Annotated in this window: 21 protein-coding genes; 20 read left to right on the top strand and 1 reads right to left on the bottom strand. The window is 44.6% G+C overall.

All coding sequences use genetic code 11. From position 1 onward, the window contains the following. Positions 1-15: 15 nt before the first annotated feature. The 17 genes from rpoC to G633_RS0109280 all read left to right on the top strand — a co-directional run bounded on the left by rpoC (position 16) and on the right by G633_RS0109280 (position 16,696). Positions 16-3,741 carry a DNA-directed RNA polymerase subunit beta' gene (gene rpoC, locus G633_RS0109360; protein WP_051154954.1) on the top strand — a complete coding sequence of 1,242 codons (3,726 nt, stop codon included), beginning with the start codon at positions 16-18 and terminating at the stop codon, positions 3,739-3,741. Positions 3,742-3,872: 131 nt separating this feature from the next. Further along, the gene (rpsL, locus tag G633_RS0109355; RefSeq protein ID WP_022770014.1) at positions 3,873-4,295 is read left to right on the top strand and encodes a 30S ribosomal protein S12; all 423 of its coding nucleotides are present in this window, start codon (positions 3,873-3,875) and stop codon (positions 4,293-4,295) included. 150 nt (positions 4,296-4,445) lie between these two features. Beyond that, positions 4,446-4,916, top strand: a complete 471-nt coding sequence (rpsG, locus tag G633_RS0109350) for a 30S ribosomal protein S7 (RefSeq protein ID WP_013281752.1) — start codon at positions 4,446-4,448, stop codon at positions 4,914-4,916. A gap of 54 nt (positions 4,917-4,970) precedes the next feature. Next, on the top strand, positions 4,971-7,088 hold the full coding sequence (gene fusA, locus G633_RS0109345) for an elongation factor G (protein ID WP_022770013.1): 2,118 nt from the start codon (positions 4,971-4,973) through the stop codon (positions 7,086-7,088). Positions 7,089-7,231: 143 nt separating this feature from the next. Continuing rightward, positions 7,232-8,422 carry an elongation factor Tu gene (tuf, locus tag G633_RS0109340; protein WP_022765122.1) on the top strand — a complete coding sequence of 397 codons (1,191 nt, stop codon included), beginning with the start codon at positions 7,232-7,234 and terminating at the stop codon, positions 8,420-8,422. Between the two features lie 504 nt (positions 8,423-8,926). Further along, the gene (locus G633_RS0109335; protein ID WP_022770011.1) at positions 8,927-9,409 is read left to right on the top strand and encodes a GNAT family N-acetyltransferase; all 483 of its coding nucleotides are present in this window, start codon (positions 8,927-8,929) and stop codon (positions 9,407-9,409) included. 198 nt (positions 9,410-9,607) lie between these two features. Continuing rightward, a complete protein-coding gene (locus G633_RS0109330) occupies positions 9,608-10,063 on the top strand; it encodes a GNAT family N-acetyltransferase (RefSeq protein WP_026519746.1) in 456 nt (151 codons plus the stop codon). A 145-nt stretch (positions 10,064-10,208) separates the two neighbouring features. Continuing rightward, positions 10,209-10,379, top strand: a complete 171-nt coding sequence (locus G633_RS19935) for a hypothetical protein (protein ID WP_155834935.1) — start codon at positions 10,209-10,211, stop codon at positions 10,377-10,379. Positions 10,380-10,480: 101 nt separating this feature from the next. After that, the gene (locus G633_RS0109320; protein ID WP_026519745.1) at positions 10,481-11,587 is read left to right on the top strand and encodes a hypothetical protein; all 1,107 of its coding nucleotides are present in this window, start codon (positions 10,481-10,483) and stop codon (positions 11,585-11,587) included. Between the two features lie 44 nt (positions 11,588-11,631). Beyond that, on the top strand, positions 11,632-12,783 hold the full coding sequence (locus G633_RS0109315) for a GGDEF domain-containing protein (protein WP_022770007.1): 1,152 nt from the start codon (positions 11,632-11,634) through the stop codon (positions 12,781-12,783). Positions 12,784-12,887: 104 nt separating this feature from the next. Next, positions 12,888-13,412, top strand: coding sequence for an RNA polymerase sigma factor (locus tag G633_RS0109310; protein WP_035771017.1), 525 nt, complete (start codon positions 12,888-12,890; stop codon positions 13,410-13,412). Continuing rightward, positions 13,409-13,834: a hypothetical protein gene (locus tag G633_RS0109305; RefSeq protein WP_026519742.1), complete on the top strand. Its 426-nt coding sequence runs from the start codon at positions 13,409-13,411 to the stop codon at positions 13,832-13,834. The genes G633_RS0109310 and G633_RS0109305 overlap by 4 nt, the downstream gene beginning before the upstream one ends. A gap of 17 nt (positions 13,835-13,851) precedes the next feature. Beyond that, positions 13,852-14,451 carry a hypothetical protein gene (locus G633_RS0109300; protein ID WP_022770003.1) on the top strand — a complete coding sequence of 200 codons (600 nt, stop codon included), beginning with the start codon at positions 13,852-13,854 and terminating at the stop codon, positions 14,449-14,451. A gap of 1 nt (position 14,452) precedes the next feature. Next, positions 14,453-14,755, top strand: a complete 303-nt coding sequence (locus G633_RS0109295) for a LiaI-LiaF-like domain-containing protein (protein WP_022770002.1) — start codon at positions 14,453-14,455, stop codon at positions 14,753-14,755. 127 nt (positions 14,756-14,882) lie between these two features. Then, positions 14,883-15,200, top strand: a complete 318-nt coding sequence (locus tag G633_RS0109290; protein ID WP_022765129.1) for a PadR family transcriptional regulator — start codon at positions 14,883-14,885, stop codon at positions 15,198-15,200. Beyond that, the gene (locus G633_RS0109285) at positions 15,193-15,792 is read left to right on the top strand and encodes a DUF1700 domain-containing protein (RefSeq protein WP_026519741.1); all 600 of its coding nucleotides are present in this window, start codon (positions 15,193-15,195) and stop codon (positions 15,790-15,792) included. Before G633_RS0109290 ends, G633_RS0109285 begins: the two co-directional genes overlap by 8 nt. Beyond that, on the top strand, positions 15,782-16,696 hold the full coding sequence (locus G633_RS0109280) for a DUF4097 family beta strand repeat-containing protein (RefSeq protein WP_022769999.1): 915 nt from the start codon (positions 15,782-15,784) through the stop codon (positions 16,694-16,696). The genes G633_RS0109285 and G633_RS0109280 overlap by 11 nt, the downstream gene beginning before the upstream one ends. A 176-nt stretch (positions 16,697-16,872) precedes the next feature. Here the strand turns inward: G633_RS0109280 and G633_RS0109275 are convergent, their stop codons facing one another. Continuing rightward, a complete protein-coding gene (locus G633_RS0109275; RefSeq protein ID WP_026519740.1) occupies positions 16,873-18,915 on the bottom strand; it encodes a HelD family protein in 2,043 nt (680 codons plus the stop codon). 304 nt (positions 18,916-19,219) lie between these two features. Between G633_RS0109275 and G633_RS0109270 the strand changes: the two genes are divergently transcribed. The 3 genes from G633_RS0109270 to G633_RS0109260 are packed head-to-tail and all read left to right on the top strand — an operon-like array spanning position 19,220 to position 24,734. Then, entirely contained in the window at positions 19,220-21,637 is a 2,418-nt protein-coding gene (locus G633_RS0109270; protein WP_022769996.1) for a GH36-type glycosyl hydrolase domain-containing protein, read from the top strand. Further along, positions 21,634-23,049, top strand: a complete 1,416-nt coding sequence (locus G633_RS0109265; RefSeq protein ID WP_022769995.1) for a phosphoglucomutase/phosphomannomutase family protein — start codon at positions 21,634-21,636, stop codon at positions 23,047-23,049. The genes G633_RS0109270 and G633_RS0109265 overlap by 4 nt, the downstream gene beginning before the upstream one ends. After that, positions 23,049-24,734, top strand: a complete 1,686-nt coding sequence (locus tag G633_RS0109260; protein WP_022769994.1) for a sensor histidine kinase — start codon at positions 23,049-23,051, stop codon at positions 24,732-24,734. The genes G633_RS0109265 and G633_RS0109260 overlap by 1 nt, the downstream gene beginning before the upstream one ends. Positions 24,735-24,802 lie beyond the last annotated feature (68 nt).

The following is a 24,802-nucleotide window of genomic DNA, read 5'->3' as shown; positions in this document are numbered from 1 at the left end:
ATGTCTGATTCAACTATGAATAAAGCAATAAATGAAGCTTCAAGTGGTAGACCATCACAGCAGCAGACTTATCAGCCTATGACCTTTGATTCAATCAAGATTGGCCTTGCATCTCCTGAGAAGATCAGGAGCTGGGCCCACAAGGTTGATGAGGAGAACAGAGGTGAGGTAACAAAGCCTGAGACCATCAACTACAGAACACTTAAGCCTGAGAAGGACGGTCTGTTCTGCGAAAGAATCTTTGGACCAACCAAGGATTGGGAGTGCCACTGCGGTAAGTATAAAAAGATTAGATATAAGGGCGTTGTCTGCGACAGATGTGGTGTTGAGATCACAAAGAGCAGCGTACGTCGTGAGAGAATGGGATACATTGAGCTCGCAGCTCCTGTATCACACATTTGGTACTTCAAGGGAATTCCCAGCAGAATGGGACTTATCCTTGACCTGTCACCCCGTGTACTTGAGAAGGTTCTTTACTTCGCTTCCTATATAGTACTTGATCCAGGTGATACAACACTGGAGTACAAGCAGGTTCTCTCAGAGAAAGAGTTCCAGGATGCAAGAGAAGAGTTCGGCAGCAAGTTCCGTGCAGGAATGGGTGCTGAGTCCATTAAAGAACTTCTTCAGGCTATCGACCTTGAGGCTGAGTACAAAGAGCTCAAGGAAGGCCTTGATACATCAAGCGGACAGAAGAGAGCAAGAATCATCAAGAGACTGGAAGTTGTAGAAGCTTTCAGAGAGTCAGGTAATGACCCTGCATGGATGATCATGGATTGCATCCCTGTAATTCCACCGGATCTTCGTCCTATGGTACAGCTTGACGGTGGACGTTTTGCTACATCAGATCTTAACGATCTTTACAGAAGAATTATCAACAGAAATAATCGACTTAAGAGACTTCTTGATCTCGGTGCTCCTGACATCATCGTTCGTAACGAGAAGAGAATGCTTCAGGAAGCTGTTGATGCACTTATCGATAACGGTAGAAGAGGAAGACCTGTTACCGGACCCGGAAACAGAGCTCTTAAGTCTCTTTCAGACATGCTCAAAGGTAAGAGCGGACGTTTCCGTCAGAACCTTCTTGGTAAGCGTGTTGACTATTCAGGACGTTCCGTTATCGTTGTAGGACCTGAACTTAAGATTTATCAGTGTGGTCTTCCTAAGGAAATGGCTATCGAGCTGTTCAAGCCTTTCGTTATGAAGGAGCTTGTATCCAGAGGAATTTCACAGAATATCAAGAATGCCAAGAAGCTTGTAGAGCGTCTTGATGAGCAGGTTTGGGACGTTCTTGAGGATGTTATCAAAGAGCACCCTGTAATGCTTAACCGTGCTCCCACACTTCACAGACTTGGTATTCAGGCATTTGAGCCAATTCTTGTAGAAGGTAAGGCTATTAAGCTTCATCCTCTTGCATGTACACCTTTCAACGCCGACTTCGACGGTGATCAGATGGCTGTTCACCTTCCGTTGTCAGTAGAGGCTCAGGCTGAGTGCAGATTCCTTATGCTCTCACCTAACAACTTACTTAAGCCTTCAGACGGTGGCCCTGTAAACGTACCTACACAGGATATGGTACTTGGTATTTACTACCTTACACAGGAGAGACCCGGAGCCCTTGGTGAGGGTAAGTGCTTCAAGAGTGTTGACGAAGCTATCCTTGCTTACGAAAACGGATATATCACACTTCAGACTAAGATCAAGATCAGAATGGAGAAGGTTAACGCCGAAGGCGAGACTGTATCCGGTCTTGTAGAGTCTACACTTGGAAGATTCCTGTTCAATGAGATCATTCCTCAGGATCTTGGATATGTAGACAGAAGTGTACCTGAGAATTACCTTAAGCTTGAAGTTGACTTCATGGTTGGTAAGAAACAGCTTAAGCAGATCGTTACCAAGATGATCAATACTCACGGAACATTTGCTACTGCTGAGGTTCTTGATAACATCAAGGCTACAGGTTACCACTACTCAACACGTGCTGCCATGACAGTTTCTATCGCTGATATGACAGTGCCTGAGCAGAAGCAGCAGCTTCTTGATGAAGCACAGGCTACAGTTGATGCTATCGCAGCTAACTACCGCAGAGGTCTTATTACAGACGAGGAGCGTTACAGCGAAGTTGTTAATACATGGATGGACACAGATAAGAAGCTCACAGAGGAGCTGCTTGCAGGTCTTGATAAGTACAACAACATCTACATGATGGCTGACTCCGGTGCCCGTGGTAGTAACCAGCAGATCAAGCAGCTGGCAGGTATGCGTGGACTTATGGCTGATACAACAGGACGTACAATCGAACTTCCTATCAAGTCAAACTTCCGTGAAGGACTTGACGTTCTGGAGTACTTCATGTCAGCTCACGGTGCTCGTAAGGGACTTTCTGATACAGCTCTTCGTACAGCCGATTCAGGATACCTTACACGTCGAATGGTTGACGTATCACAGGAACTTATCATTCGTGAGGTTGATTGCTGTGAAGGCAAGGAAGTAATTCCCGGCATGACAGTTAAGGCCTTCGTTGATGGAAAAGAAACAATCGAGCCACTTGAGGACAGAATCACAGGAAGATATGCATGTGAGACCATCAAGGACAAGGACGGAAACGTAATTGTTAAGAAGAATCACATGATCACTCCTTCTCGTGCAGCTAAGATCCTTTCAGTTGGCGTTAACAGTAAGGGCGGCCCGGTAGAGGCAGTTAAGATCAGAACAATCCTTACATGCCGTTCACACAACGGTATCTGTGCTAAGTGCTACGGCGCTAACATGGCAACAGGTGAGGCTGTTCAGGTCGGTGAGGCAGTAGGTATCATCGCTGCTCAGTCAATCGGTGAGCCCGGTACACAGCTTACAATGAGAACCTTCCACACCGGTGGTGTTGCCGGTGGTGATATCACACAGGGTCTTCCCCGTGTAGAGGAGCTTTTCGAGGCAAGAAAACCTAAGGGACTTGCTATTATCTCAGAGCTTGACGGACATGTTGAGATCAGAGATACAAAGAAGAAGCGTGAGGTTGTCGTAACTAACGACGAGACAGGTGAGTCAAAGGCTTACCTCATCCCTTACGGATCACGTATTAAGGTTCTTGATGATACAAACATCGAGGCCGGTGATGAACTCACAGAAGGTTCAGTAAATCCTCATGATCTTCTCAAGATCAAGGGAATCCGTGCAGTACAGGATTATCTCCTCAGAGAAGTTCAGAGAGTATATCGTCTTCAGGGTGTTGATATCTGCGACAAGCACATCGAGGTTATTGTTCGTCAGATGCTCAAGAAGGTAAGAATCGATGAGAGCGGAGATACAGATTTCCTTCCCGGAACTCTTGTAGATGTTCTTGATTTCGAGGACAGCAACGAGGCTCTTATCTCAGAAGGCAAAAAGCCTGCTGAAGGAAAACAGGTAATCCTCGGAATTACCAAGGCAGCTCTTGCTACCAACTCATTCCTCTCAGCTGCTTCCTTCCAGGAGACAACCAAGGTTCTTACAGATGCAGCTATCAAGGGTAAGGTTGATCCACTTATCGGACTTAAAGAGAACGTTATCATCGGTAAGCTGATTCCTGCCGGAACCGGAATGAAGAGATACAGAAGCACAGCACTTAATACTGATGCAAACTTCAAGGATCCCGAGAAGCTCATTCTCAAGAAGAGAAGAAGAGATTTCGATGATGACAGACTTGAAGGCGCTAAGGTTGTTGATGATGCTGATGATATGGATGATTCCGATATCGAGGAGTAATCCGAGGTTGTCATAAAAATTTTAGTTGACAACAAAAATAAAGAAATATATAATTCATAATTGCGTGTATTGACAAAGGGGTAATTATGCCCCTTTGTCTTATGCATATATCAAAATAGGAGGTAAAAAGAATGCCAACATTTAACCAGTTAGTTAGAAAGGGTCGTCAGACATCTGTTAAGAAGTCTACTGCTCCTGCTCTTCAGAAGGGCTTCAACTCTCTTCACAAGAAGGCAACAGCAACAGCTTCTCCTCAGAAGCGTGGTGTCTGCACAGCTGTTAAGACAGCTACACCTAAGAAGCCTAACTCTGCTCTGAGAAAAATCGCCAGAGTACGTCTTTCTAACGGTATCGAGGTTACAAGCTACATTCCTGGTGAGGGACACAACCTTCAGGAGCACAGCGTTGTTCTCATCCGTGGCGGAAGAGTAAAGGATCTGCCTGGTACAAGGTATCACATCATCAGAGGTACTCTTGATACAGCAGGCGTAGCCGACAGAAAACAGGCTCGTTCTAAGTATGGCGCTAAGAGACCTAAAGCAGCCAAGAAGTAATTTAACAACAGATCTAATTTTTTAAAGTGTTGGTGTTCTATTCTATATAAAGAAGTAAGATACCGCACGTACACTAAATTAGTGAGTACCGATGATTGTAGTAAGCAGTGATTTATTACTATCATTGCAATTCTAAAGGAGGGAAGAACCGTGCCGCGTAAAGGACATATTGTAAAACGTGACGTATTAGCGGATCCTTTATACGATAACAAGGTTGTAACCAAGCTTGTCAACACAGTTATGCTTGATGGCAAGAAGGGCGTTGCCCAGAAGATCGTATACGGAGCATTCGCACAGGTAGAGGAGAAGGCTGGAAAGCCTGCTCTTGAAGTATTCGAGGGAGCCATGAACAACATCATGCCTGCTCTCGAGGTAAAAGCTAGACGTATTGGTGGTGCTACATACCAGGTTCCTATCGAGGTTAGACCAGATAGACGTCAGGCTCTTGCTCTTCGTTGGCTTGTTAATTTCTCACGTGCTAGAGGCGAGAAGACAATGGTTGACAGACTCGCTTCAGAGATTATGGATGCATACAACAATACTGGTGCAGCTGTAAAGAGAAAAGAAGACATGCACAAGATGGCAGAAGCAAACAAGGCATTCTCACACTACAGATTCTAATCTTTATCTGAATGTGAGTTGACTATGGTTTAATTATTATAGGAGGAAATACCTTTGGCTGATAGACAATACCCATTGGAGAGAACTAGGAACATCGGTATCATGGCTCATATTGATGCTGGTAAGACTACTCTTACAGAGCGTATTCTTTACTATACCGGTGTTAACTACAAGATTGGTGAGACCTACGAAGGTACTGCTACCATGGACTGGATGGAACAGGAGCAGGAGCGTGGTATCACAATCACATCTGCAGCTACAACTTGCCACTGGACACTTCAGGAGAACGGTAAGGCTAAGCCAGGTGCTTTAGAGCATCGTATCAATATCATTGATACTCCTGGTCACGTAGACTTCACTGTTGAGGTTGAGCGTTCACTTCGTGTACTTGATGGTGCAGTTGGAGTATTTAGTGCTAAGGAAGGCGTTGAGCCTCAGTCTGAGAACGTATGGAGACAGGCTGATGGATTTAATGTTCCTCGTATGGCATTCATCAACAAGATGGATATCATCGGCGCTAACTATTACGGAGCTGTTGAGCAGATCCGTAACAGACTTAAGAAAAATGCTATTATGATTGAAATCCCTATCGGAGCTGAGGATCAGTTCCAGGGAATTATCGATCTTTTCGAGATGCAGGCTTACATTTACAACGATGATAAGGGCGAGGATGTTACTATTGGTGAGATCCCTGCTGAACTCAAGGATGACGCTGAGCTTTATCACGGCGAACTCGTTGAGAAGATCTGCGATCTTGATGAAGACCTTATGATGCAGTACCTTGAGGGTGAGGAGCCTTCAGTTGCTGATCTTAAGGCAGCACTTCGTAAGGCAACTTGCGAGTGTAAGGCTTTCCCTGTTTGCTGTGGTTCAGCTCACAGAAACAGAGGTATCCAGAAGCTTATTGATGCTGTTATCGAGTTCATGCCTTCACCTCTTGATATCCCTGCTTGTAAGGGTACAGATATGGAAGGTAATGAGATCGAGGTTGAGTCAACAGATGATGGCCCATTCGCAGCTCTTGCATTCAAGATTGTCAGCGATCCTTTCGTAGGAAAGCTTGCATTCTTCCGTGTATACCGTGGAACAGCTAATTCAGGTTCTTACGTACTTAACAGTACTAAGGACAGCAAGGAGCGTCTTGGACGTATCCTTCAGATGCATGCTAACAAGAGATCAGACCTTGATAAGGTATATTCAGGTGATATCGCTGCTGCTGTTGGTCTTAAGAACACAGTAACAGGTGATACTCTCTGTGATGAGAAGAACCCTGTTATCCTTGAGTCAATGGAGTTCCCTGATCCCGTTATCGAGCTTGCTATCGAGCCTAAGACTAAGGCTGGTCAGCAGAAGCTTGATGAGGCTCTTATGAAGCTTGCTGAAGAGGATCCTACATTCAGAGCTCATACAAATCCTGAGACAGGTCAGACAATCATCGCTGGTATGGGTGAGCTTCACCTTGATATCATCGTTGACAGACTTCTTAGAGAGTATAAGGTTGAGGCTAACGTTGGTGCACCTCAGGTTGCTTACAGAGAGGCCCTTACAAAGGCTGTAGACGTTGAGTCTAAGTATGCTAAGCAGTCCGGTGGACGTGGTCAGTACGGACACTGTAAGGTTCGTTTCGAGCCTATGGATGCTAACGGCGATAACCTTTACCAGTTTGATAGCGAAGTTGTTGGTGGTGCTATTCCTAAGGAATTCATCCAGCCAATCAGCGAAGGTATCGAAGAGGCTATGAAGGCCGGAACACTTGGTGGATATCCTGTTGTTGGTGTACATGCTACAGTTTACGACGGATCATACCACGAGGTAGACTCATCTGAGATGGCATTCCACATTGCCGGATCTATGGCATTCAAGGATGCTATGCAGAAGGGAGCACCTGTTCTTCTTGAGCCTATCATGAAGGTTGAGGTTACTATGCCTGAGGAGTACATGGGAGATGTTATCGGTGACGTTAACTCTCGTCGTGGACAGGTTGAAGGTATGGATGATCTTGGCGGCGGAAAGATCGTAAGAGCACATGTGCCTCTTGCTGAGATGTTCGGCTATGCTACAGACCTTCGTTCAAGAACTCAGGGACGTGGTAACTACTCAATGTTCTTCGAGAAGTATGCTCCGGTTCCTAAGAATGTTCAGGATAAAGTTCTTTCAAATAAGGGCAACTGATCATTAAATTAATAGAAAAGTCCCGTGAAATCATAGTTAACGCTTGATTTCACGGCAAACTTTTAATATAATCGATATAGTCGGTTAAATTATGTATGAAAATGTTTATTAACAACATTTCACCTTAAGGAGGATATTTAAAAATGGCAAAAGCTAAGTTTGACAGAAGTAAGCCACACGTAAACATTGGTACAATCGGACACGTTGACCATGGTAAGACAACTCTTACAGCAGCTATCACAACTGTTCTTGCTGACAGAGGATTTTCACCTGCTGTTGCATTTGATCAGATCGATAAGGCTCCAGAAGAGAAAGAGCGTGGAATCACAATTAACTCTGCTCACATCGAGTACGAGACAGCTAACAGACACTACGCTCACGTTGACTGCCCTGGCCACGCTGACTACGTTAAGAACATGATCACAGGTGCAGCTCAGATGGATGGTTCTATCCTCGTTGTTGCTGCTACTGACGGTGTTATGGCACAGACTAAGGAGCACGTTCTTCTTGCTCGTCAGGTTGGTGTTCCTTACATCATCGTATTCATGAACAAGTGCGATATGGTTGACGATCCTGAGCTTCTTGATCTCGTAGAGATGGAGATCAGAGACCTTCTTACAGAGTATGAGTTCCCTGGAGATGACACACCTATCATCCGTGGTTCAGCTCTTAAGGCTCTTGAGGATCCTAAGTCTGAGTGGGGCGACAAGGTTATGGAGCTTATGGATACAGTTGATTCATACATTCCTGAACCTACTCGTGAGACAGATAAGCCTTTCCTTATGCCTGTTGAGGACGTATTCACAATCACAGGACGTGGAACAGTTGCTACAGGTAGAGTAGAGAGAGGTCACCTTAACCTCAACGACGAAATCGAAATCGTTGGTATTAAGGAAGAGACATCTAAGTCTGTATGTACTGGTATCGAGATGTTCAGAAAGACTATGGACTACTGCGAGGCTGGTGACAACGTAGGACTTCTTCTCCGTGGTGTTGACCGTGATGGTATCCAGAGAGGTCAGGTTGTAACAAAGCCTGGCACAGTAACATGCCACACAAAGTTCACTGCTGAGGTTTACGTTCTTACTAAGGACGAGGGTGGCCGTCATACACCTTTCTTCACAAACTACAGACCTCAGTTCTACTTCAGAACAACTGACGTTACAGGTGTCTGCAACCTCCCTGATGGTGTTGAGATGTGCATGCCTGGTGACCACGTAACAATGTCTATCGAGCTTATTCACCCTATCGCTATGGAGCAGGGTCTTAAGTTCGCTATCCGTGAGGGTGGACGTACAGTTGGATCAGGTAAGGTTGCTACAATCGTTGAGTAATTCTTATCAGATTGCATGATCACTGAATTTATAAAGAGCTTCAAGCCTTGTGCTTGGAGCTCTTTTTTGTTTGCGTAAAGGTATCGAAATATTTAGTACCGTTGCCATGAAAGCTATATTTTGATCTAAAAGTGAAAAAGTGACTAAGGAATCTCTTTTTCATGTTCTTAGACACTATTTACCCCTCATTTATCCTAGTTCTTAGAGTTACAAGTGACTATGATGTGTTTATATCATTTTCTTAGTCACTTTTTCCATTGAGAATTGTAAGAAAAAGGACAAAAATGTTGACTAAATCACATCCAAATACCTATTTGAGTCATTTTCAAGAAAAATGCAGGGATAAGGGTGATAATGCAAACCACTTTCTGCATGGATATAATGATAGATGAGATTTTGTAAAACCGTATCTTAATTTCCGAGCTATAATCTTGTTCTAATTATGATATGATTTAAGCATGTGTCTGAGGGAGACATGAGTGAAATTTGTTGGGGGATAACCGTATGCTAAGAATTGAAAAGATAAATGGTAAAAATGTTTGGGATATATTAAAACTATCTGTTAATGATGAGCAGAGAGAATTTGTCGCTGCTAATGATGTCAGTATTATTGAGGCTTATACGACTATCACCAATAATGGTTACGCTTATCCTTTTGGTATTTATGATGACGATACTCCAGTGGGTTTCGTTATGATTGGATATGACAAAGATGACTATTGGGATGATGCACCAGCAATTGCAGACAACAACTATAATCTTTGGCGTCTTATGATAGACAAGAAATATCAGCAAAAGGGTTATGGCAGAAAAGCAATAGAACTTGCTCTTGAATTCATAAAGACATTTCCTTGTGGCAGGGCAGAATATTGCTGGTTATCATATGAACCGGACAATAAAGTGGCAAAAGCTCTTTATGAGTCTTTTGGATTTATAGAGACTGGGGATATGGATGGAGAAGAAATAATTGCTGCTTTGAAATTGTAGAATGCGGAGAGTTTTAGAAAAAACGGTGGTATCGACTAAATGAGAATTGTGCAATAGTCACACATGGTTTCTTCATGTATACCTTGATCAAGGTGATGAAAAAGCAGGGATTTAAGGCAGATAGCGAACATGTTAGTTACAAGAACGGAGAGAAAATTATATTAACACGAGAATAGTAGAAGATTTTGGGGGCAAATCATGACGATAAAATATAGACAAGCGGTCAAAGAAGACGCAGAGCTGTTGGTTAATATATATAATGCTTCATTTTATGATGATTATGTCTTTTATGGGGAGTGCCCTGCTTATGGACAGACAAAAGAACATATGGAACAATCTTTTGAGAATTTTACGAAATACCTCATTTTAGGTGATAATACTCCAATCGGGGCGCTTTCTTTCAAAAACGAAGGAGATGGACGATACTACCTTGGCTGCCTGTGTGTTATACCGGAATATCAAGGAATGGGAATAGGAACAGAGGCATTCAAGTACATGTTATCTGTCTGCTCTGATTGGAAAGAGATCACCTTAGTTACACCTGCAGACAAGCGCCAGAATGTTAAGTTCTACACTGAGAAATGTGGGTTCAGTTTAGGGGAAAAAAGGATGGATGGGAACGTAGAGATTGTAACCTTTTATATGAATCGATGAACCCGTTGGAAGATATGATAATAAGGCAGTAATAGAAAGTTATGATCTGGGCACTATTTTTGGTATGGTGTCCATTTTCTTTTATCTAAATCGTATTATAGGTAGAAGGTCTTCTAAAAGAAACTGAAAGCGAGATTATTCATACATGGATGAACACTTCTTTATTAGTTCAGGTAGCGATGTACGCGAGACTTATTATGTGAGCAGCGTGGATTTTGAGCTTGATGGAATCACATATATTCTGATGGGCTTTGACCTTGATATGACAGCAGATGAACTGTTTGGAATGGCAGAAGAAATGTTCGCTGCAAAATGAGCCACTGACTCCGTCCCCGGGGTTCAAAAAATGAGCCCTTGACTCCGTCCCCAGGGATCATTAATCTTGTATAGGGGGATTAATGGTTAAGGAGTGGTGTTATGAAAACAAGGATTGTTGGAATAGTTCTTTTGGGCATGCTTACTCTATCTGCATGCTCTTCTCAAAATGAGGCAATATCGGAACAGAATATAGAGGATCAGGCAGCGGTAGATACAAGCGAAGAGACTGATGAAGAAACGCAGCAGAAGATGCATGAGAATCAGCTGCTTTATAAGTTTATCGGTCTGGCTGAGGATACATTTCCGGAGAAAATCCAGAGGGCGCTTTACTGGAAGGACAGAGAGTGCAGCGAGACTTTGATGGGGACTGTGATGGTTCCAATCCTGGATGAGAACGGAATGCAGGATATGAACTGGTTTTGCGATGATATATGCGAGTGGATGGAGATATGTCTGTCGGAGATTCCGTATGATGAAGCTCCGTGGCTGTACAAGGAGATCATCATAAGCATGTATCCTTCAGAAGTGTCTTTTGACCCGTCTCCATATATCAGCGGAGGGTATGACAGAGAGGCTCTGTATGAAGGACTGTACAGCTTTCTGGATGAGAAACTGAATGCTACAGATTATCAGGTTATGATACCTGCAGATTATGAGAAGCTTGCATTTGAGGATGACGGCAGCGGAGAGGGGTACGAGGACTATGAAGCGGAGTGCTCCTATACAAGCGAAGATGGAATTACATATGGAATGATACCTGTCGACAGGGCAGCAGGAAGCAGTTACTACGTGCTTACAGCCAAGAGAGACAGCGACGGAAAGGTTGTGCTGGTCAATGACGATCCCTACTGCGGAAGCGGCGGAGCAGCGAGCTGGATTGAGTTTATTGATGATACCAATCTTGGATTTTCATGCCTTACCTATAACGGAGGAGATGACGCTCTTCTCTACAGAACGGCGGACGGAGGAAGGTCTTTTACCCAGATAAATTACCCTTCAGCCAAGGTCAAACTGGCAGATGGAAGCATCTATAACCCATTCACAATTCCTGAAAAGGTCTGGAAAGATGGCGAGGATCTCTATATGCTGGTGGGGCAGAGCCAATATTCTGGGGATTATTATAACGAGGAGCTTGAAAAGCACCCATCGGGGCTTTACGTATCTCATGATGATGGGATTAGTTTTGAATATATTGGTGAGCAGTAAAATCAGAGAACACTAATCTACGGAAAATAGAGTATAATTATTCTATGGATGCAAACATAGAATATGCGATTCTATATCTTGAACTGAATCTGTTTTCTCTGATACTGATATGGATCATCCTTCACAAAACGCGGGGACTATCCAAGATGGTGGCTCAGAGAAATTTTGTCATGTCCATCATATCGGAGATGGTTTTCTTCATTTCGGACACCTGGTCTCAAATGGTGCTTAATCATGTTATTCCGGGCGATGGAAGGATTCTTGTTGCCTGTAAGACTGTCTATTTTTTCGCTACATCAAGCATGTGCTTCTTTTGGTTTCTATATTTTGAACTTATCCGTGATACAAGTTTTGCCAAGGATATGAGAAGGGTCAGGCAGTCAGCAATACTCATGTGGCTCATGGGTATTTTGCTCTTGGGCAATCTTTTTGGCAAATATCTGTTTTATTTTGGTGATGACGGAACATATCACAGAGGACCACTGTTTATTCTTACTTATGTATTGTCATATTCATACATTGCCCTGGCATGGATCAGGATCATTCTAAACATCATCAGAAAAGACACTAAGCAGGATAAAAAAGTACTGATCCGGCTACTTCTTTTTCCGGTTGCGCCGGGTGTGGCTGGAATCATACAGTTTATCTATCCCAGATTACCTGTAGCCTGCGTGGCTATGTCTCTGGCGACGCTTGTGCTGTATCTTATATGGGTTGATGAGCTGATTTCACTTGATCCGCTCACCGGTCTCAATAACAGGAAACAGCTTAATCTTTCCTTTGAGCAGCTAAAGAGGGGCAAGGGCGAGCAGGAAAAGATATATCTCCTTTTGGTAGATGCTAATCATTTCAAACACATCAACGACACCTATGGACATCTGCAGGGAGACAACGCTCTTAAACTGATTGCTAAGGCACTGCGCGAAGGCTGCAAGCACTCAGGGCGTCGGGCTATCATTGCAAGGTATGGCGGTGATGAATTTGTTGTTTTGGCCTCTTCAGAAGGTGGTGCGACAAACGAGGAGCTAAAGAACAACATAAATGCAAGGCTTGCGGAACTTGCAGAGGAGGAAAAGCTTCCATTTGACCTGACAATCAGCATAGGTATTGCTGACCTGGATGATGATGATTCGTTAAAAGACCTGATTGAGAAGGCCGACGCTGCTATGTATGATGAGAAAAAGAAAGGATTATGATCATGCGACTTACAGAAAAATTTCTGTAAGTCGTATTTTTTTGCAGACTTTTATGTGCGTGATTCGTTATATTATATGAGGAGAGCGAAATAAAGGAAAAAAAGATGGGGAAAACAGATTCTAAGGAAAAGTTAATAGAGCTGATGAGCACGTACAAGAATCTTGTTTTCTCTGTATGTCTTAAGCTGACCGGTGATTATTTTGCCGCGGAGGATATCACGCAGGAAACCTTTATTTCGGCCTATGAACATATAAATGAGTTCGATGGTTCTTCAGAAAAGGCCTGGCTGTGCAGGATTGCAAGCAACAAGTGCATCGACTACTTAAGGGCAGCTGAGAGACGGGCTGTGGCGACTCCAAATGATGAGCTGCCACAAACTCAAGGGTCAGGACGGGACGGACCATTGGAACAGTTCGTTGCAGCAGACATCATGGAGGCTTTCAGAAACAGCTGCGATGGACTTTCGGAACCATACAGGACGCCGGTTAAGCTCCATTTTGAAGAGGGCCTTACGGCAAAAGAAATCTCGATTCGAATCGGGGTACCACTTAAGACTGTACAGTCGCATATCTACAGAGCGCGAGAAATGCTAAAGAAAACTATAAGGAAGGAGGACCTACTTGCATGAGCGATAAAGATAAGATAATACCCTATCTAAGCGATGATGAGCTGAGCAAACTGATCATGGATGTAGAGGGAAAAGAGCTTGTTCAGGCACCGGCAGGTATCGAGAGAAAAGTTATATCTTTCGTAGAGCACAAGAAGCGCAGGAAAACAGTAGAGTTCAGTACATACTGCTTGCGTGTCGCATTTGCGGTAGCTGCAGCAATTGCCATTGTCTGCATAGTTCCTTTCATTCCTGAAACAAAGGTGGGCATTCCGTCAAGAGAGGAAGCTGTCTTAACAAGAAATGTAGTATCAAGAGAAGAAGTCCTATCAAGCAGACCTGCCCCTACCAAAGAAGAGGTTTTACAGAAAAACTCTAATACAGGTCATTTGGAAGAAACAGAAGCTTTTATACAGTCGCATATTAAAAACTGGTTTGAGTAAAGTTGGAGGTATATACAATGAAACAGAAAAAGAAGAACAGATTTTTTACATTTTTATTTTCATTCCTGCCCGGAGCAGCAGAGATGTACATGGGATTCATGAAAAACGGCTTTAGCCTGATGCTGTTTTTCCTGTTGCCCTTCGCACTGGTCGTTATTTATGGAGGTCTTGATTTCCTGATGCCAATCTGCGCAGTAATGTGGTTCTATGGATTCTTCCATGCAAGAAATTATGCGGGTATGGATGATATGACCTTTGATGCAATGACAGACAAATATATCTGGGAAGAGTTCTCAGACCTTAACTTCAGTAAGGTTTCAGGTAAGACTGCTAAGAAATGGATCGCAGCAGCTCTCATCGTGATCGGCGCAGCCCTAATCTGGGATTATTTCTCCGGTATACTGTATCGTCTGATCCCTGAAGGATACTGGGATGATATCTATCCTGCACTTAGCAATATTCCTCAGGTGGTAATCTCTATCCTTATGGTTATTGTAGGTATCAGGATGGTAGTAGGTAAGAAAAAAGAGCTGGATACCACATCTGATGCAGATGTAAAGCCTATTGCAGATATTGCTCAGATAGAGGATAAGAGCCTTAATTCAAAGGAGGCGTGATATGGAGATTGTAAGAACCCATAGAGTGGGATCCATAACCACCGGATTTGCGTTTATTGCATTCGGAGTTATGTTTATACTTCACTTGTTCTTAAGCGTAATAAGCTATGATGTGATATTTAAGCTGTGGCCTTTGATTCTTATAGGGCTTGGCGTTGAAGTACTGGCATCAAATCTTAAACCCGAAAGTGTTGTCTATGATAAGGCAGCCATAGTTCTTATGTTTTTCCTGGCGTTCTTTGCAATGTGCATGGCCGGAGCGGATCTGATGTTTCAGCATTTTACATTCAGCCAGATGTTTTAAGTAAATTGGATATAGAGTCAGTGAGTCAGTGGGGACGTTTCTCACTGACTCTTTTTTATTTTTTGAAAATAGTGCTTGACACATAATACTATGTGACATATAGTATTGTGTAACAGGAGGTAATGCGATGGAAAATCAAATGAAGCGAGGACTTTTGGATGTATGTGTTCTGGCTGCCATCAAGAGTGAAGACTCCTACGGATATCAGATAGTCAAGGATATGAGTTCATACGTAGAGATATCGGAGTCAACTCTTTACCCTATACTTCGACGCCTGGAGAATCAGCAGCTCTTAACGGTCAGATCGGCTGAGCATAACGGAAGGCTAAGGAAGTATTACCACATAACGGATGCAGGACTTTCCAGACTTAAGGCATTTGAGGAAGAGTGGAAGGAACTGATGAAGATCTATGAATTTGTGACGAGGGAGGATGCGCATGAATAAGATAGAGTTTGTAAATCAGCTCTCCGCAGGGCTGATGGGGCTTTCACAGGAAGATATCAAGAGATCTGTGGACTTTTATACAGAGATGATCGATGACCGCATAGAAGACGGAATGCCTGAAGAGGAAGCGGTTGCGGCACTTGGAAGTATAGAAGAGATAAGAGGCAAGATCCTTGAAGAGATTCCGATAACAAGGATTGTAAAAGAGAAGATCACACCGAAGAGATCATTCAAAGCATGGGAGATCATTCTGCTGATCTTGGGATCGCCGGTTTGGCTTCCGCTGCTTCTATCATTTATTGTTGTTTGTCTGGTGCTGTATCTGTGCTTCTGGATAATAATTCTTTCTCTTTATGTGATAGATCTTTCGGTATTCGTAAGCGGAATTGCAGGAGTTATCGGAGCTATTATTCAGACAGGAGGCGTACCGGTAATGACATTCTTTATCGGATGCGGAATGGCGCTGATTGGACTTGGGATTTTGCTGTTCTTTGGATTTAATCAGGTGACAAGAGGAATGCTGTTTTTGAGCAAGAAAATGGCGGTTGGTATAAAGAAGATGTTTGTAGGAGGTAAATCTGATGAGAGTTGAGAAGAAGATGGCGATAATTGTAGCATCAATGCTGCTTATTACAGGACTTGTAATGGCTGCTGCATCATTCAGAGCAGCTGCTGGAGATATTAAGGAATCTGTTATACATAATCAGTACGAAGCAGTAACTAAAGACATTACAGAGAATTTTGAGAATATTGATATAGATTTAGGTGATCAGAATCTTGAGTTCAAAAAGTCCGATAACAACAAGTCTTATCTTATCTGTGGCGAGAACGACAATGTCAAGTTCAATGTTTCTGTAAGTGGCAAGACTTTGAAGATTGAAGAAAAATTTGATAGTCGTGTTATGAATCTCGATGGGCTCTTTTCAGTTAACGATTTCACCTCACAGCTTTATCTTCCTGAGGATGAATACCAGAACCTTAAGATCCACATCGGAAGCGGAGACATCAAGATGGAGGATGCATTTACTTTCCGGGATGTTAACGTAGCAATGGGAAGCGGAGATGGATATATCTTCAAGGTTAAGGCAGATGAGATAAATGCAAAGCTTGGCAGCGGACAGCTTTGGCTTGCGGAATCAAGATGTAAATCAGCTAATATCACTGTAGGAAGTGGAGATATTTCCGTAGAAAATCTTGAATGCTCCAGAGACTTTTTTGCAAAATCCAGCAGCGGCAAACTGTTCCTGACAGATGTGATCGCTTCAGCATCCATGGAAGCTTCTACAGGAAGCGGTGATATTTTCTTAAAGAGGTGTGACAGTCTTGGAATGAACTTCAAGACAGGAAGCGGAGATATTACAGGATCTGTTAAGACAGCCAAATCCTTTGATGCTAAGGCCGGCAGCGGTGATGTGAATGTACCGGGTGATGGAAACGGCGGAAATTGTGTGATCAGAACCGGGTCCGGAGATATTGATATAGTAGTTGAAAACTGAAAATGAACCCTGGGGACGGAGTCAGCAGCTCATTTTTGGACCCTGGGGACGGAGTCAAGGGCTCATTTTTCAAAAAAGAATCGCACCAATACTGCGTTTTCCTTCTAGAAAAATGAGCCCTTGACTCCGTCCCCAGGGATCAAAAGTGAGCCCTTGACTCCGTCCCCAGGGTTCATTTATGCTTTCTTTGCCAGTTTGCCCTTTGCCAAAATTGCCAGGTGCTGAGTCGCTCTTGACATTGCAGTGTACAGGCAGTGATCGCCGATCTCATCGCTTGGATAGTTTTCTTCATCAGCATCTGCCAGGATCACGTGGTCGAACTCCAGTCCCTTGGCAAGAGCAAGTTCAATAAGGAAAGCTCCGCTCTCCGGAAGAGCATCCTGAAGAGTTATTTCAGATGGCGCATCTTTTCCGAGAGCAGAAATGATCTTTTCGATGTTAAGAGGATTTCTGCAGATAACAGCAGTAAGCCCCTTCATCTCTGAATATTCTTTTATAAGCTTTTTAAGCTCTGCATAGTACTCTTTGTCAGTACCAAAGGCCTTGCTAAAGGTCTTTTCCCCGGGACGTTTTACTGAGGATACCAGCATTTTCTTGGCATCCGGGAGAATTGCTGCAAACTTGTCCGTGATCTCGGGCGAGCATCTGTAGCTGGTCATAAGAGGCAGCAGGGCAAAAGACTTATTCTCATTTTTCGCAAATTCTTCAATAGCGTCAAAGGTCAGTGTCCCCCTGCGGATTGACTGGAACTCATCTCCCAGCAGCATGAAGCGCGCATTCGGATAATATTTGAAAAGAACCTGAAGCTGAGCCATGGTGTAGTCCTGAATCTCATCAACCATTACATAGCGCATATTTTTATCGCAGATGCCGGTCAGGAGAATCTTGGTGTAAAGCCACTCGGCAGCAGTTATGTCATCTCTCTTAAGAATCCTCTGGGCTACATGCTTAACATTTACCCAGCTGCAATGCCTGATGTTGCTGAGTGCTCCGCCGAAGTCGTTCTCAATAAGGTTTTCCTCGGCCTTCTCGGATCCCGGAGCGCTCTCTGACTCTTCACCGCTATTATTATCCATGTTGCGAAGAGAGTTCTTGGCTCTCTGCTCAAGCTCATCCGATGCAATCTGAATAAGACGAACTCCCATAGGGAACTGGTTGAAGCGCCTTACAACGGAGAGAATATCGCTCTTTGACAGAACGAGCTTTTCTTTCTGCTTAACATCAAAGAAATCATCTTCCTCAGGCACAAGGCTCAGCAGCCCATCCTTTATCTTCTGGAGGCTGTCTGTATCGGTGTAATCCTGTGAGGTGTCGCCACAAGGCACATGGAGCCTCATCAGGAACTCCTGCCAGGTCACGGTTACGGGATTGCTCTCGCCAAGGTCCGGAAGTACGTTGTCGATATAATCCCTGAATACGGGATTGAGTGTCATGAGGCACACCTGGTCCGGGCGCAGGGTATTTCTCTTTTGGTAAAAGAGATATGCAATACGCTGGAGAAGTACGGAAGTCTTGCCACTTCCTGCGATGCCGTCAACAAGAAGAACCGGAACATCCGGGTATCTGATGATGGTGTTCTGCTCCTTCTGAATGGTAGCGGTTATAGCCTGCATCTTGTCGGATCTGGTCTCTGAAAGAGATGCAAGAAGCATCGGGTCTTCAATTGCAACCTGAGTATCAAAATAGGCATTCAGCTTGTTCTTGGTAAGGTCAAACTGCCTGCGGAGCTTAAGGTCCACAGGAATCTCCCTGTCATCCACGGTGTAGTGGGTGTGACCGTTTTCCTGATTGTAGTAAACTTCCGCGATTGGAGATCTCCAGTCGATTATCATTTGTTGATAGCGATTCTCGGAGATGGAAGCTCTGCCGATGTAGTAGCTCTCAGGTTCTTCTGACGGATCGAACTGAAGGGTGACCTTAGCAAAATAAGGTGACTCCAGAAGTTTGGTTATGGTACGCAGACGCTTTCCCAGAGAATTGACCTCTACATTGTAGGAGTCGATATATCTGTTCCAGACTTCAATCTCGCCCAAAGTCTCAAAGGCTGTCTCGTCATCTGCGTAGTCGAAACGGAGGTTGTCGCGGATATCGTTCTTTTCCTCCATAGCCTTCTCATCCAGGGATACGATCTTGTCTTCTAAGTCTTTTCTCATATCCAGGAGCTTGTTATATGTATTGGTTAAGTGCTCTTGTTCCAATTTGAGTTCTTCTTTATTCATAAATTACCTGCCTTGTAAATTCAAAACAAACCTTAGGTTGTCTTTTCAGTATAACATAGATTGGCAAGACATGGGGGAGTCAGTGGGGACGGTTCAGTGTGAGTCAGTGGGGACGTTTCAGTTTGACTCATTTTGTTTCACAAAATGAGTCAAACTGAAACGTCCCCACTGACTCACACTGAACCGTCCCCATTGACTCCCCCATGTCCAATTTTGGCATTGAACAAAAAACAAGCCAAAATGGGGCATTTAATTTTTGCCTGGATTTTCTAAACTATAGTCAGAAGTAGAAAGGGAGGAAATTATGAGATACGGACACTTTGATGAAGCAAACAATGAGTACGTCATTGAAAGAGTTGACCTTCCCACATCCTGGACTAACTACCTGGGAGTGGAGGATATGTGCGCTGTTGTCAACCATACAGCCGGCGGATATCTCTTTTACAAGTCACCTGAGTACCACAGGATCACAAGGTTTAGAGGCAATGCGATTCCCATGGACAGGCCCGGTGACTACATCTACATAAGAGATAATGAGGACGGCGATTACTTCAGCATCTCCTGGCAGCCGGTTGGTAAGCCACTTGATCAGGCAAAGTACACCACCCGTCACGGCATGAGCGTAACCACCTACGAGTGCGAGTACAAAGGCCTTAAGGCAAGCGAGAAACTCAGTATTCCCATAGGAGACAATGCTCTTATCTGGGATGTTGTAATTACTAATCAGAGCGATAAGGAAAGAGATCTCTCTGTCTTTTCCTATGCAGAATTTTCGTATCATCATGTTCCCATAGATAATCAGAATTTCCAGATGAGCCTTTACTGCGCAGGCAGCGAGTACAAGGAAGGTACCATCCTCTATGACCTCTTTTACGAGGAGGGGTATCAGTACTTTACTTCAAACTTTGAGCCCGACGGCTTTGAGTGCCTAAGGGATGAGTTCATCGGAATCTACAACACTGAGACCAACCCAAAAGCGGTCGAGAGGGGGAGTCTTACCGGTTCATTTGAGAAGGGAGGCAACCATTGTGCTTCTCTTCAAAAGAACTTAAGGCTAAAGCCAGATGAATCGGTAAGGCTGATCTATTTCCTCGGAGAGGGCGGATATGCTGAAGCAGACGCTATCAGGGAAAAGTACAAAGACCCTGCAAAACTCGACGCAGCTTACGAAGGCCTTAAGAACTTCTGGCTGGATAAGCAGAGACGCTTTGCGGTAAAGAGTCCTGAGAAGGGTGTGGATGTCATGATCAACACCTGGACCTTATATCAGGCAGAGATAAATGTAATGTTTTCAAGGTTTGCTTCCTTCATCGAGGTGGGCGGAAGAACAGGTCTTGGCTATCGTGATACAGCTCAGGATGCCATGACAGTAATCGCTTCAAACCCGGAAGGCTGCAAGAAGAGAATAATTGAACTTCTTCGCGCTCTTACAAGCAGCGGATACGGAATCCACCTCTTTGAGCCCCGCTGGTTCCTGCCTGAAGAAGAAAAAGAAAAGAAGAAAAAACCCTTCAAGTCTCCCACCGTTATACCCGAGCCAGAGGGTGCATCCAAGGTCCACGGACTTGCGGATGCATGCTCTGACGACGCACTCTGGCTGGTTCCTTCAATAGTTGAGTACGTCAAGGAGACGGGAGATTTTGAGTTCCTCAGTAAAGAGTACGGATACGCCGACGGCGGAACGGGCAGCGTATACGAGCACATGAAGAAGATAGTTCTTTTCTCCCTTAAGGAAGTTGGCGATAACGGAATCTGTAAAGGACTTCGCGCTGACTGGAACGACTGTCTTAACCTTGGCGGCGGAGAGAGTGCGCTGGTTTCATTCCTTCTCTTTAGGGCGCTCATCTGCCTTGAGGAGACGGCTATATATACAGGTGACCTTGCTTTTGCAAAAGAGCTCTCAGAGAAGATCGAAGGTCTCAAAAAAAGCCTCAATGACACCCTCTGGGATGGCGACTGGTACCTGCGCGGCTTTACGAAGTCCGGAAGAAAGATCGGAACCAAGGATAACAAGGAGGGTCAGATCCATCTTGAATCCAACGCCTGGGCAGTGCTCTCCGGCGCAGCAGATGATGATAAGGCAAAAAGAGCTCTCGACTCAATCCACTATAAGCTGGCAACACCTTACGGAATCATGCTCAACGCACCGGTTTACACGGAGCCCGACGATGAGGTAGGATTTGTCACCAGGGTTTACCCGGGACTTAAGGAGAACGGAAGTATCTTTTCCCATCCAAATCCATGGGTATGGTCAGCTGAGTGCAGAATGGGCAACGGCGAGAGAGCCTTTGAATATTACAAGAGCCTGTGCCCGTATTATCAGAACGACAGCATAGAGAAGAGATGGGCAGAGCCATATTCTTACTGTCAGTTCATTTCCGGCAAGGACCATACAACCTACGGAAGGGCACATCACCCGTTTATGACAGGCAGCGGCGGATGGGCATACTTCGCAATGACACACTATATGCTTGGCATAAGGCCGGGATTTGATGAGCTTGTCGTTGACCCGTGCATACCGAAGAGCTGGGATGGCTTTGAGGTTTCAAGAGTCTTCAGAGGTGCAACATACAACATCAGTGTCATCAATTCCGATCACGTAGAAAAAGGTGTAAAGAAGATCTATATCGATGGCAGAGAGGCGTCAAAGATTCCTGTATTTGGCATCGGCGAAGAGCACGCAGTGGATATAGTAATGGGACTAAAGGGGGAAGAGAGATGATCAAATTCGGAACAGGCGGATGGAGAGCTGTCATAGGTGACGGCTTTACCAAGGAGAATGTTCAGATCCTGGCAAGTGCCATGGCAGCCAAGATGAAAGATGAGAACGTGGCGGATAAGGGAATCGTACTTGGTTACGACAGAAGGTTTTTATCAAAAGAGGCTATGCAGTGGGCAGGAGTCGTGTTCGCAGCAGCAGGAATAAAGGCCAGCCTTATCAATAAGTCAAGCCCGACACCTCTTGTTATGTTCTATGTTATGAAGCATGATCTTCCCTATGGAATGATGATAACAGCCAGCCACAATCCGGCTATTTACAACGGCATCAAGCTCTTTACCGCAGGCGGAAGAGATGCAGATGAAGAGCAGACAAGGCAGGTCGAGGAGTATATCGATAAGGTGACTCTCCCTGTTCTTTCCATGGAATATGAGGATGCCAAGGCAGCAGGCCTTATTGAAGAGTTCTATCCTATCAACGAATACATCGACAACATCCTGGACAGGATCGATGTGGAAGCGGTTAAGAAGGCATCCCTCAGAGTTGCGCTTGACCCTATGTACGGCGTAAGTGAGACAGCAATCAAGACCATACTCCTTACAGCGAGATGCGAGATGGAGACCATTCACGGCCGTCACGATACGCTCTTTGGAGGCAAGCTCCCTGCGCCTAATGAGGCAGCCATGAGCCCTCTAAAGACCTGCGTTATCGACAACAGGTGCGACATAGGAATCGCAACAGACGGAGACGCCGACAGGATCGGTGTTGTTGACGACAAGGGAAGATATCTTTCTCCCAATGATATCCTGGTTCTTCTGTATTACTATCTGGTGAAGTACAGACACGAGAGCGGACCGGTTGTGAGGAACCTCTGCACAACTCACATGCTCGACAGGATCGCAGAGAAGTTCGGGGAAAAGAGCTATGAAGTCCCTGTAGGTTTTAAGCACATCTCGGCCAAGATCACCGAGACTGATGCCCTCATAGGAGGCGAGTCCTCAGGCGGACTTACAGTAAGAGGACATATCAACGGAAAAGACGGCGTATATGCAGCTGCACTTCTTGTTGAGATGCTTGCAGTTACAGGCAAGAAGATATCTGAAATGTACGACGATATTCAGGAAGAATTCGGGCGTTTTTACATGCTTGAAGAGAACTTCTCCTTCAGGGCTGAGAAAAAGCCTGAGTACCAGAAGCTCCTCATGGAGGACAAGGTGGTTCCGACCTTCGAGTGTGAGGTGGAGAGGACTTCCTATCTTGATGGCTGTAAGGTATACTTTAAGAATGGGGGATGGATCTGTGTAAGATTCTCAGGTACAGAACCGCTTCTTAGAATTTTCTGCGAGATGCCGGATAAGGCACTGGCAGAGAAGGCAAGTGACGCTTACAAAAATCTGTTGGGGCTTAGTGACTGATGAAAAGAAAGAATTCTCTTAAATGGCAGATGCTTAGAATGCTGGCACTGGGATGGTTTGTGCCTCTTACTGCCATTGTTGTGGCTTTTCTTGTTGTGGTTTCCGGAAGGATCGACAGGCAGAGCCAGAGACTTATAACAACATCTATGGAAAAGGCGGCGGATATCAGTATCCTCCGCCTTTTGGACTGCATTGATTCATCCAAGGATGCATCATATCTTTCCTATATAGGTGACTACTGGGCAGAGTATCAGGAGAGCGGAGATTCCGGAAAGCTCTACAACCAGGTCACCACTTTTTTGTCTGCGCATTATAAGTATGATCCGAGCTTTGACATAACGGTCCTGATGTTTACCGATGAGCCGGGAACTCTTTACTACACGGGTAATACCACGGGAAGAGGAAGTGTATCCAGGTTCAGGTTCTTTAAGGATGAGGTGCAGGAAAAAGCTCTTTCCATATCAGAAGACCTTGATACCAGGACAGAGTTTTTTGCTATGAACGGACACGTATATATGATCAGAAACCTCATCGGAAGAGGGTTTAAGAGATATGCTGTCCTTGTTATGGAGATCAATCCACAGGAGGTATTCGAGAGTTTAAAGAGCGTCTGGGAGTATCGGGGAATGGAAATCTCTTTTAAGGATGAAGTACTTTACAGCGAGGGAAACTACAGCGCATCATCTGACGTTGTAACCTGCACCAGAAAGAGCGTAGACGGCGAGTTTACCTTTTCCGTATCCTACGACGGAACTGCTGTGGGACTTGAGAAAAGACCTATCAACATAACCTTCATGATACTGATAGTATTTTTGGTTCCGCTGATCCTATTGCTTTTCTACTTCTTTAACAGAAGGATCAACAGGCCGATCATCACTCTTACCGAGGCTTCCAAGAAAATCGCCGAGGGCGAATACGGAGAAGTGGTGGCTCAGCCAAAGGGCCAGAGCGGCGAGATTGCAGACCTTACAAAGAACTTCAACAAGATGAGCATCAAGCTGGGAGAACAGTTCAACAAGATCTTCGTTGAGGAGATCGCACTTAGAGATGCCAACATCCACGCCCTTCAGTCCCAGATAAATCCGCACTTCCTTAATAACACTCTGGAGATCATCAACTGGGAAGCAAGGATGAACGGACAGGAGAAGGTATCAAGCATGATCGAAGCGCTCTCTGTAATGATGAGCGCAACCATGGACAGAAACAGGCAGTCACTGATCGCGCTGTCTGAGGAACTTGAGTATGTAAATGCCTATATCTACATAATTAAGTGCAGATATCAGGACAGGTTCATCTACGAAGAACACATTGATAAAGCTCTTTTACATGTAAAGGTTCCAAGGCTCATCATTCAGCCTGTCATTGAAAATGCAGTAGAGTACAGCTACTCGGAGGACGGCGTAAGGAGAGTCAGGATGGAGATAGAAGGCACCTGCGAGGGCGAGAAGGTGGATATGAAGATCCGCATAATAAACCCGGGTGTTCCAAGTGATGATGATTTCGCCAAGATAAAAGAGCTTTTGACGGACGATATGGACATCAAGCCCCTTGAAGAGCGTTCCACCAGGATCGGTATCCGCAATGTCCACAGGAGACTAAAGATGCTCTACGGCTCTGAAAGTAGGCTATCTATTGAAACAGACGGAAACGGAAACACTATCAGCACTATTTTTGTCAAAAATTGACAATTTCAGCAATCCGAATAAAGCTATAGCACTGCTATCCTATAATCAGAAAAAACGTAACACATGCG

The sequence above is a fragment of the Butyrivibrio sp. FCS006 genome (assembly GCF_000424525.1).
Lineage (GTDB): Bacteria > Bacillota > Clostridia > Lachnospirales > Lachnospiraceae > Butyrivibrio.
This window is presented reverse-complemented; position numbering and strand designations above follow the sequence as displayed.

Coding starts and splice junctions, on each gene's coding strand:
- rpoC (WP_051154954.1), top strand. CDS start 16: ATGAATAAAGCAATAAATGAAGCTTCAAGTGGTAGACCATCACAGCAG.
- rpsL (WP_022770014.1), top strand. CDS start 3,873: ATGCCAACATTTAACCAGTTAGTTAGAAAGGGTCGTCAGACATCTGTT.
- tuf (WP_022765122.1), top strand. CDS start 7,232: ATGGCAAAAGCTAAGTTTGACAGAAGTAAGCCACACGTAAACATTGGT.
- G633_RS0109335 (WP_022770011.1), top strand. CDS start 8,927: ATGCTAAGAATTGAAAAGATAAATGGTAAAAATGTTTGGGATATATTA.
- G633_RS0109330 (WP_026519746.1), top strand. CDS start 9,608: ATGACGATAAAATATAGACAAGCGGTCAAAGAAGACGCAGAGCTGTTG.
- G633_RS19935 (WP_155834935.1), top strand. CDS start 10,209: ATGGATGAACACTTCTTTATTAGTTCAGGTAGCGATGTACGCGAGACT.
- G633_RS0109320 (WP_026519745.1), top strand. CDS start 10,481: ATGAAAACAAGGATTGTTGGAATAGTTCTTTTGGGCATGCTTACTCTA.
- G633_RS0109315 (WP_022770007.1), top strand. CDS start 11,632: ATGGATGCAAACATAGAATATGCGATTCTATATCTTGAACTGAATCTG.
- G633_RS0109310 (WP_035771017.1), top strand. CDS start 12,888: ATGGGGAAAACAGATTCTAAGGAAAAGTTAATAGAGCTGATGAGCACG.
- G633_RS0109305 (WP_026519742.1), top strand. CDS start 13,409: ATGAGCGATAAAGATAAGATAATACCCTATCTAAGCGATGATGAGCTG.
- G633_RS0109300 (WP_022770003.1), top strand. CDS start 13,852: ATGAAACAGAAAAAGAAGAACAGATTTTTTACATTTTTATTTTCATTC.
- G633_RS0109295 (WP_022770002.1), top strand. CDS start 14,453: ATGGAGATTGTAAGAACCCATAGAGTGGGATCCATAACCACCGGATTT.
- G633_RS0109290 (WP_022765129.1), top strand. CDS start 14,883: ATGGAAAATCAAATGAAGCGAGGACTTTTGGATGTATGTGTTCTGGCT.
- G633_RS0109285 (WP_026519741.1), top strand. CDS start 15,193: ATGAATAAGATAGAGTTTGTAAATCAGCTCTCCGCAGGGCTGATGGGG.
- G633_RS0109280 (WP_022769999.1), top strand. CDS start 15,782: ATGAGAGTTGAGAAGAAGATGGCGATAATTGTAGCATCAATGCTGCTT.
- G633_RS0109275 (WP_026519740.1), bottom strand. CDS start 18,915: ATGAATAAAGAAGAACTCAAATTGGAACAAGAGCACTTAACCAATACA.
- G633_RS0109270 (WP_022769996.1), top strand. CDS start 19,220: ATGAGATACGGACACTTTGATGAAGCAAACAATGAGTACGTCATTGAA.
- G633_RS0109265 (WP_022769995.1), top strand. CDS start 21,634: ATGATCAAATTCGGAACAGGCGGATGGAGAGCTGTCATAGGTGACGGC.
- G633_RS0109260 (WP_022769994.1), top strand. CDS start 23,049: ATGAAAAGAAAGAATTCTCTTAAATGGCAGATGCTTAGAATGCTGGCA.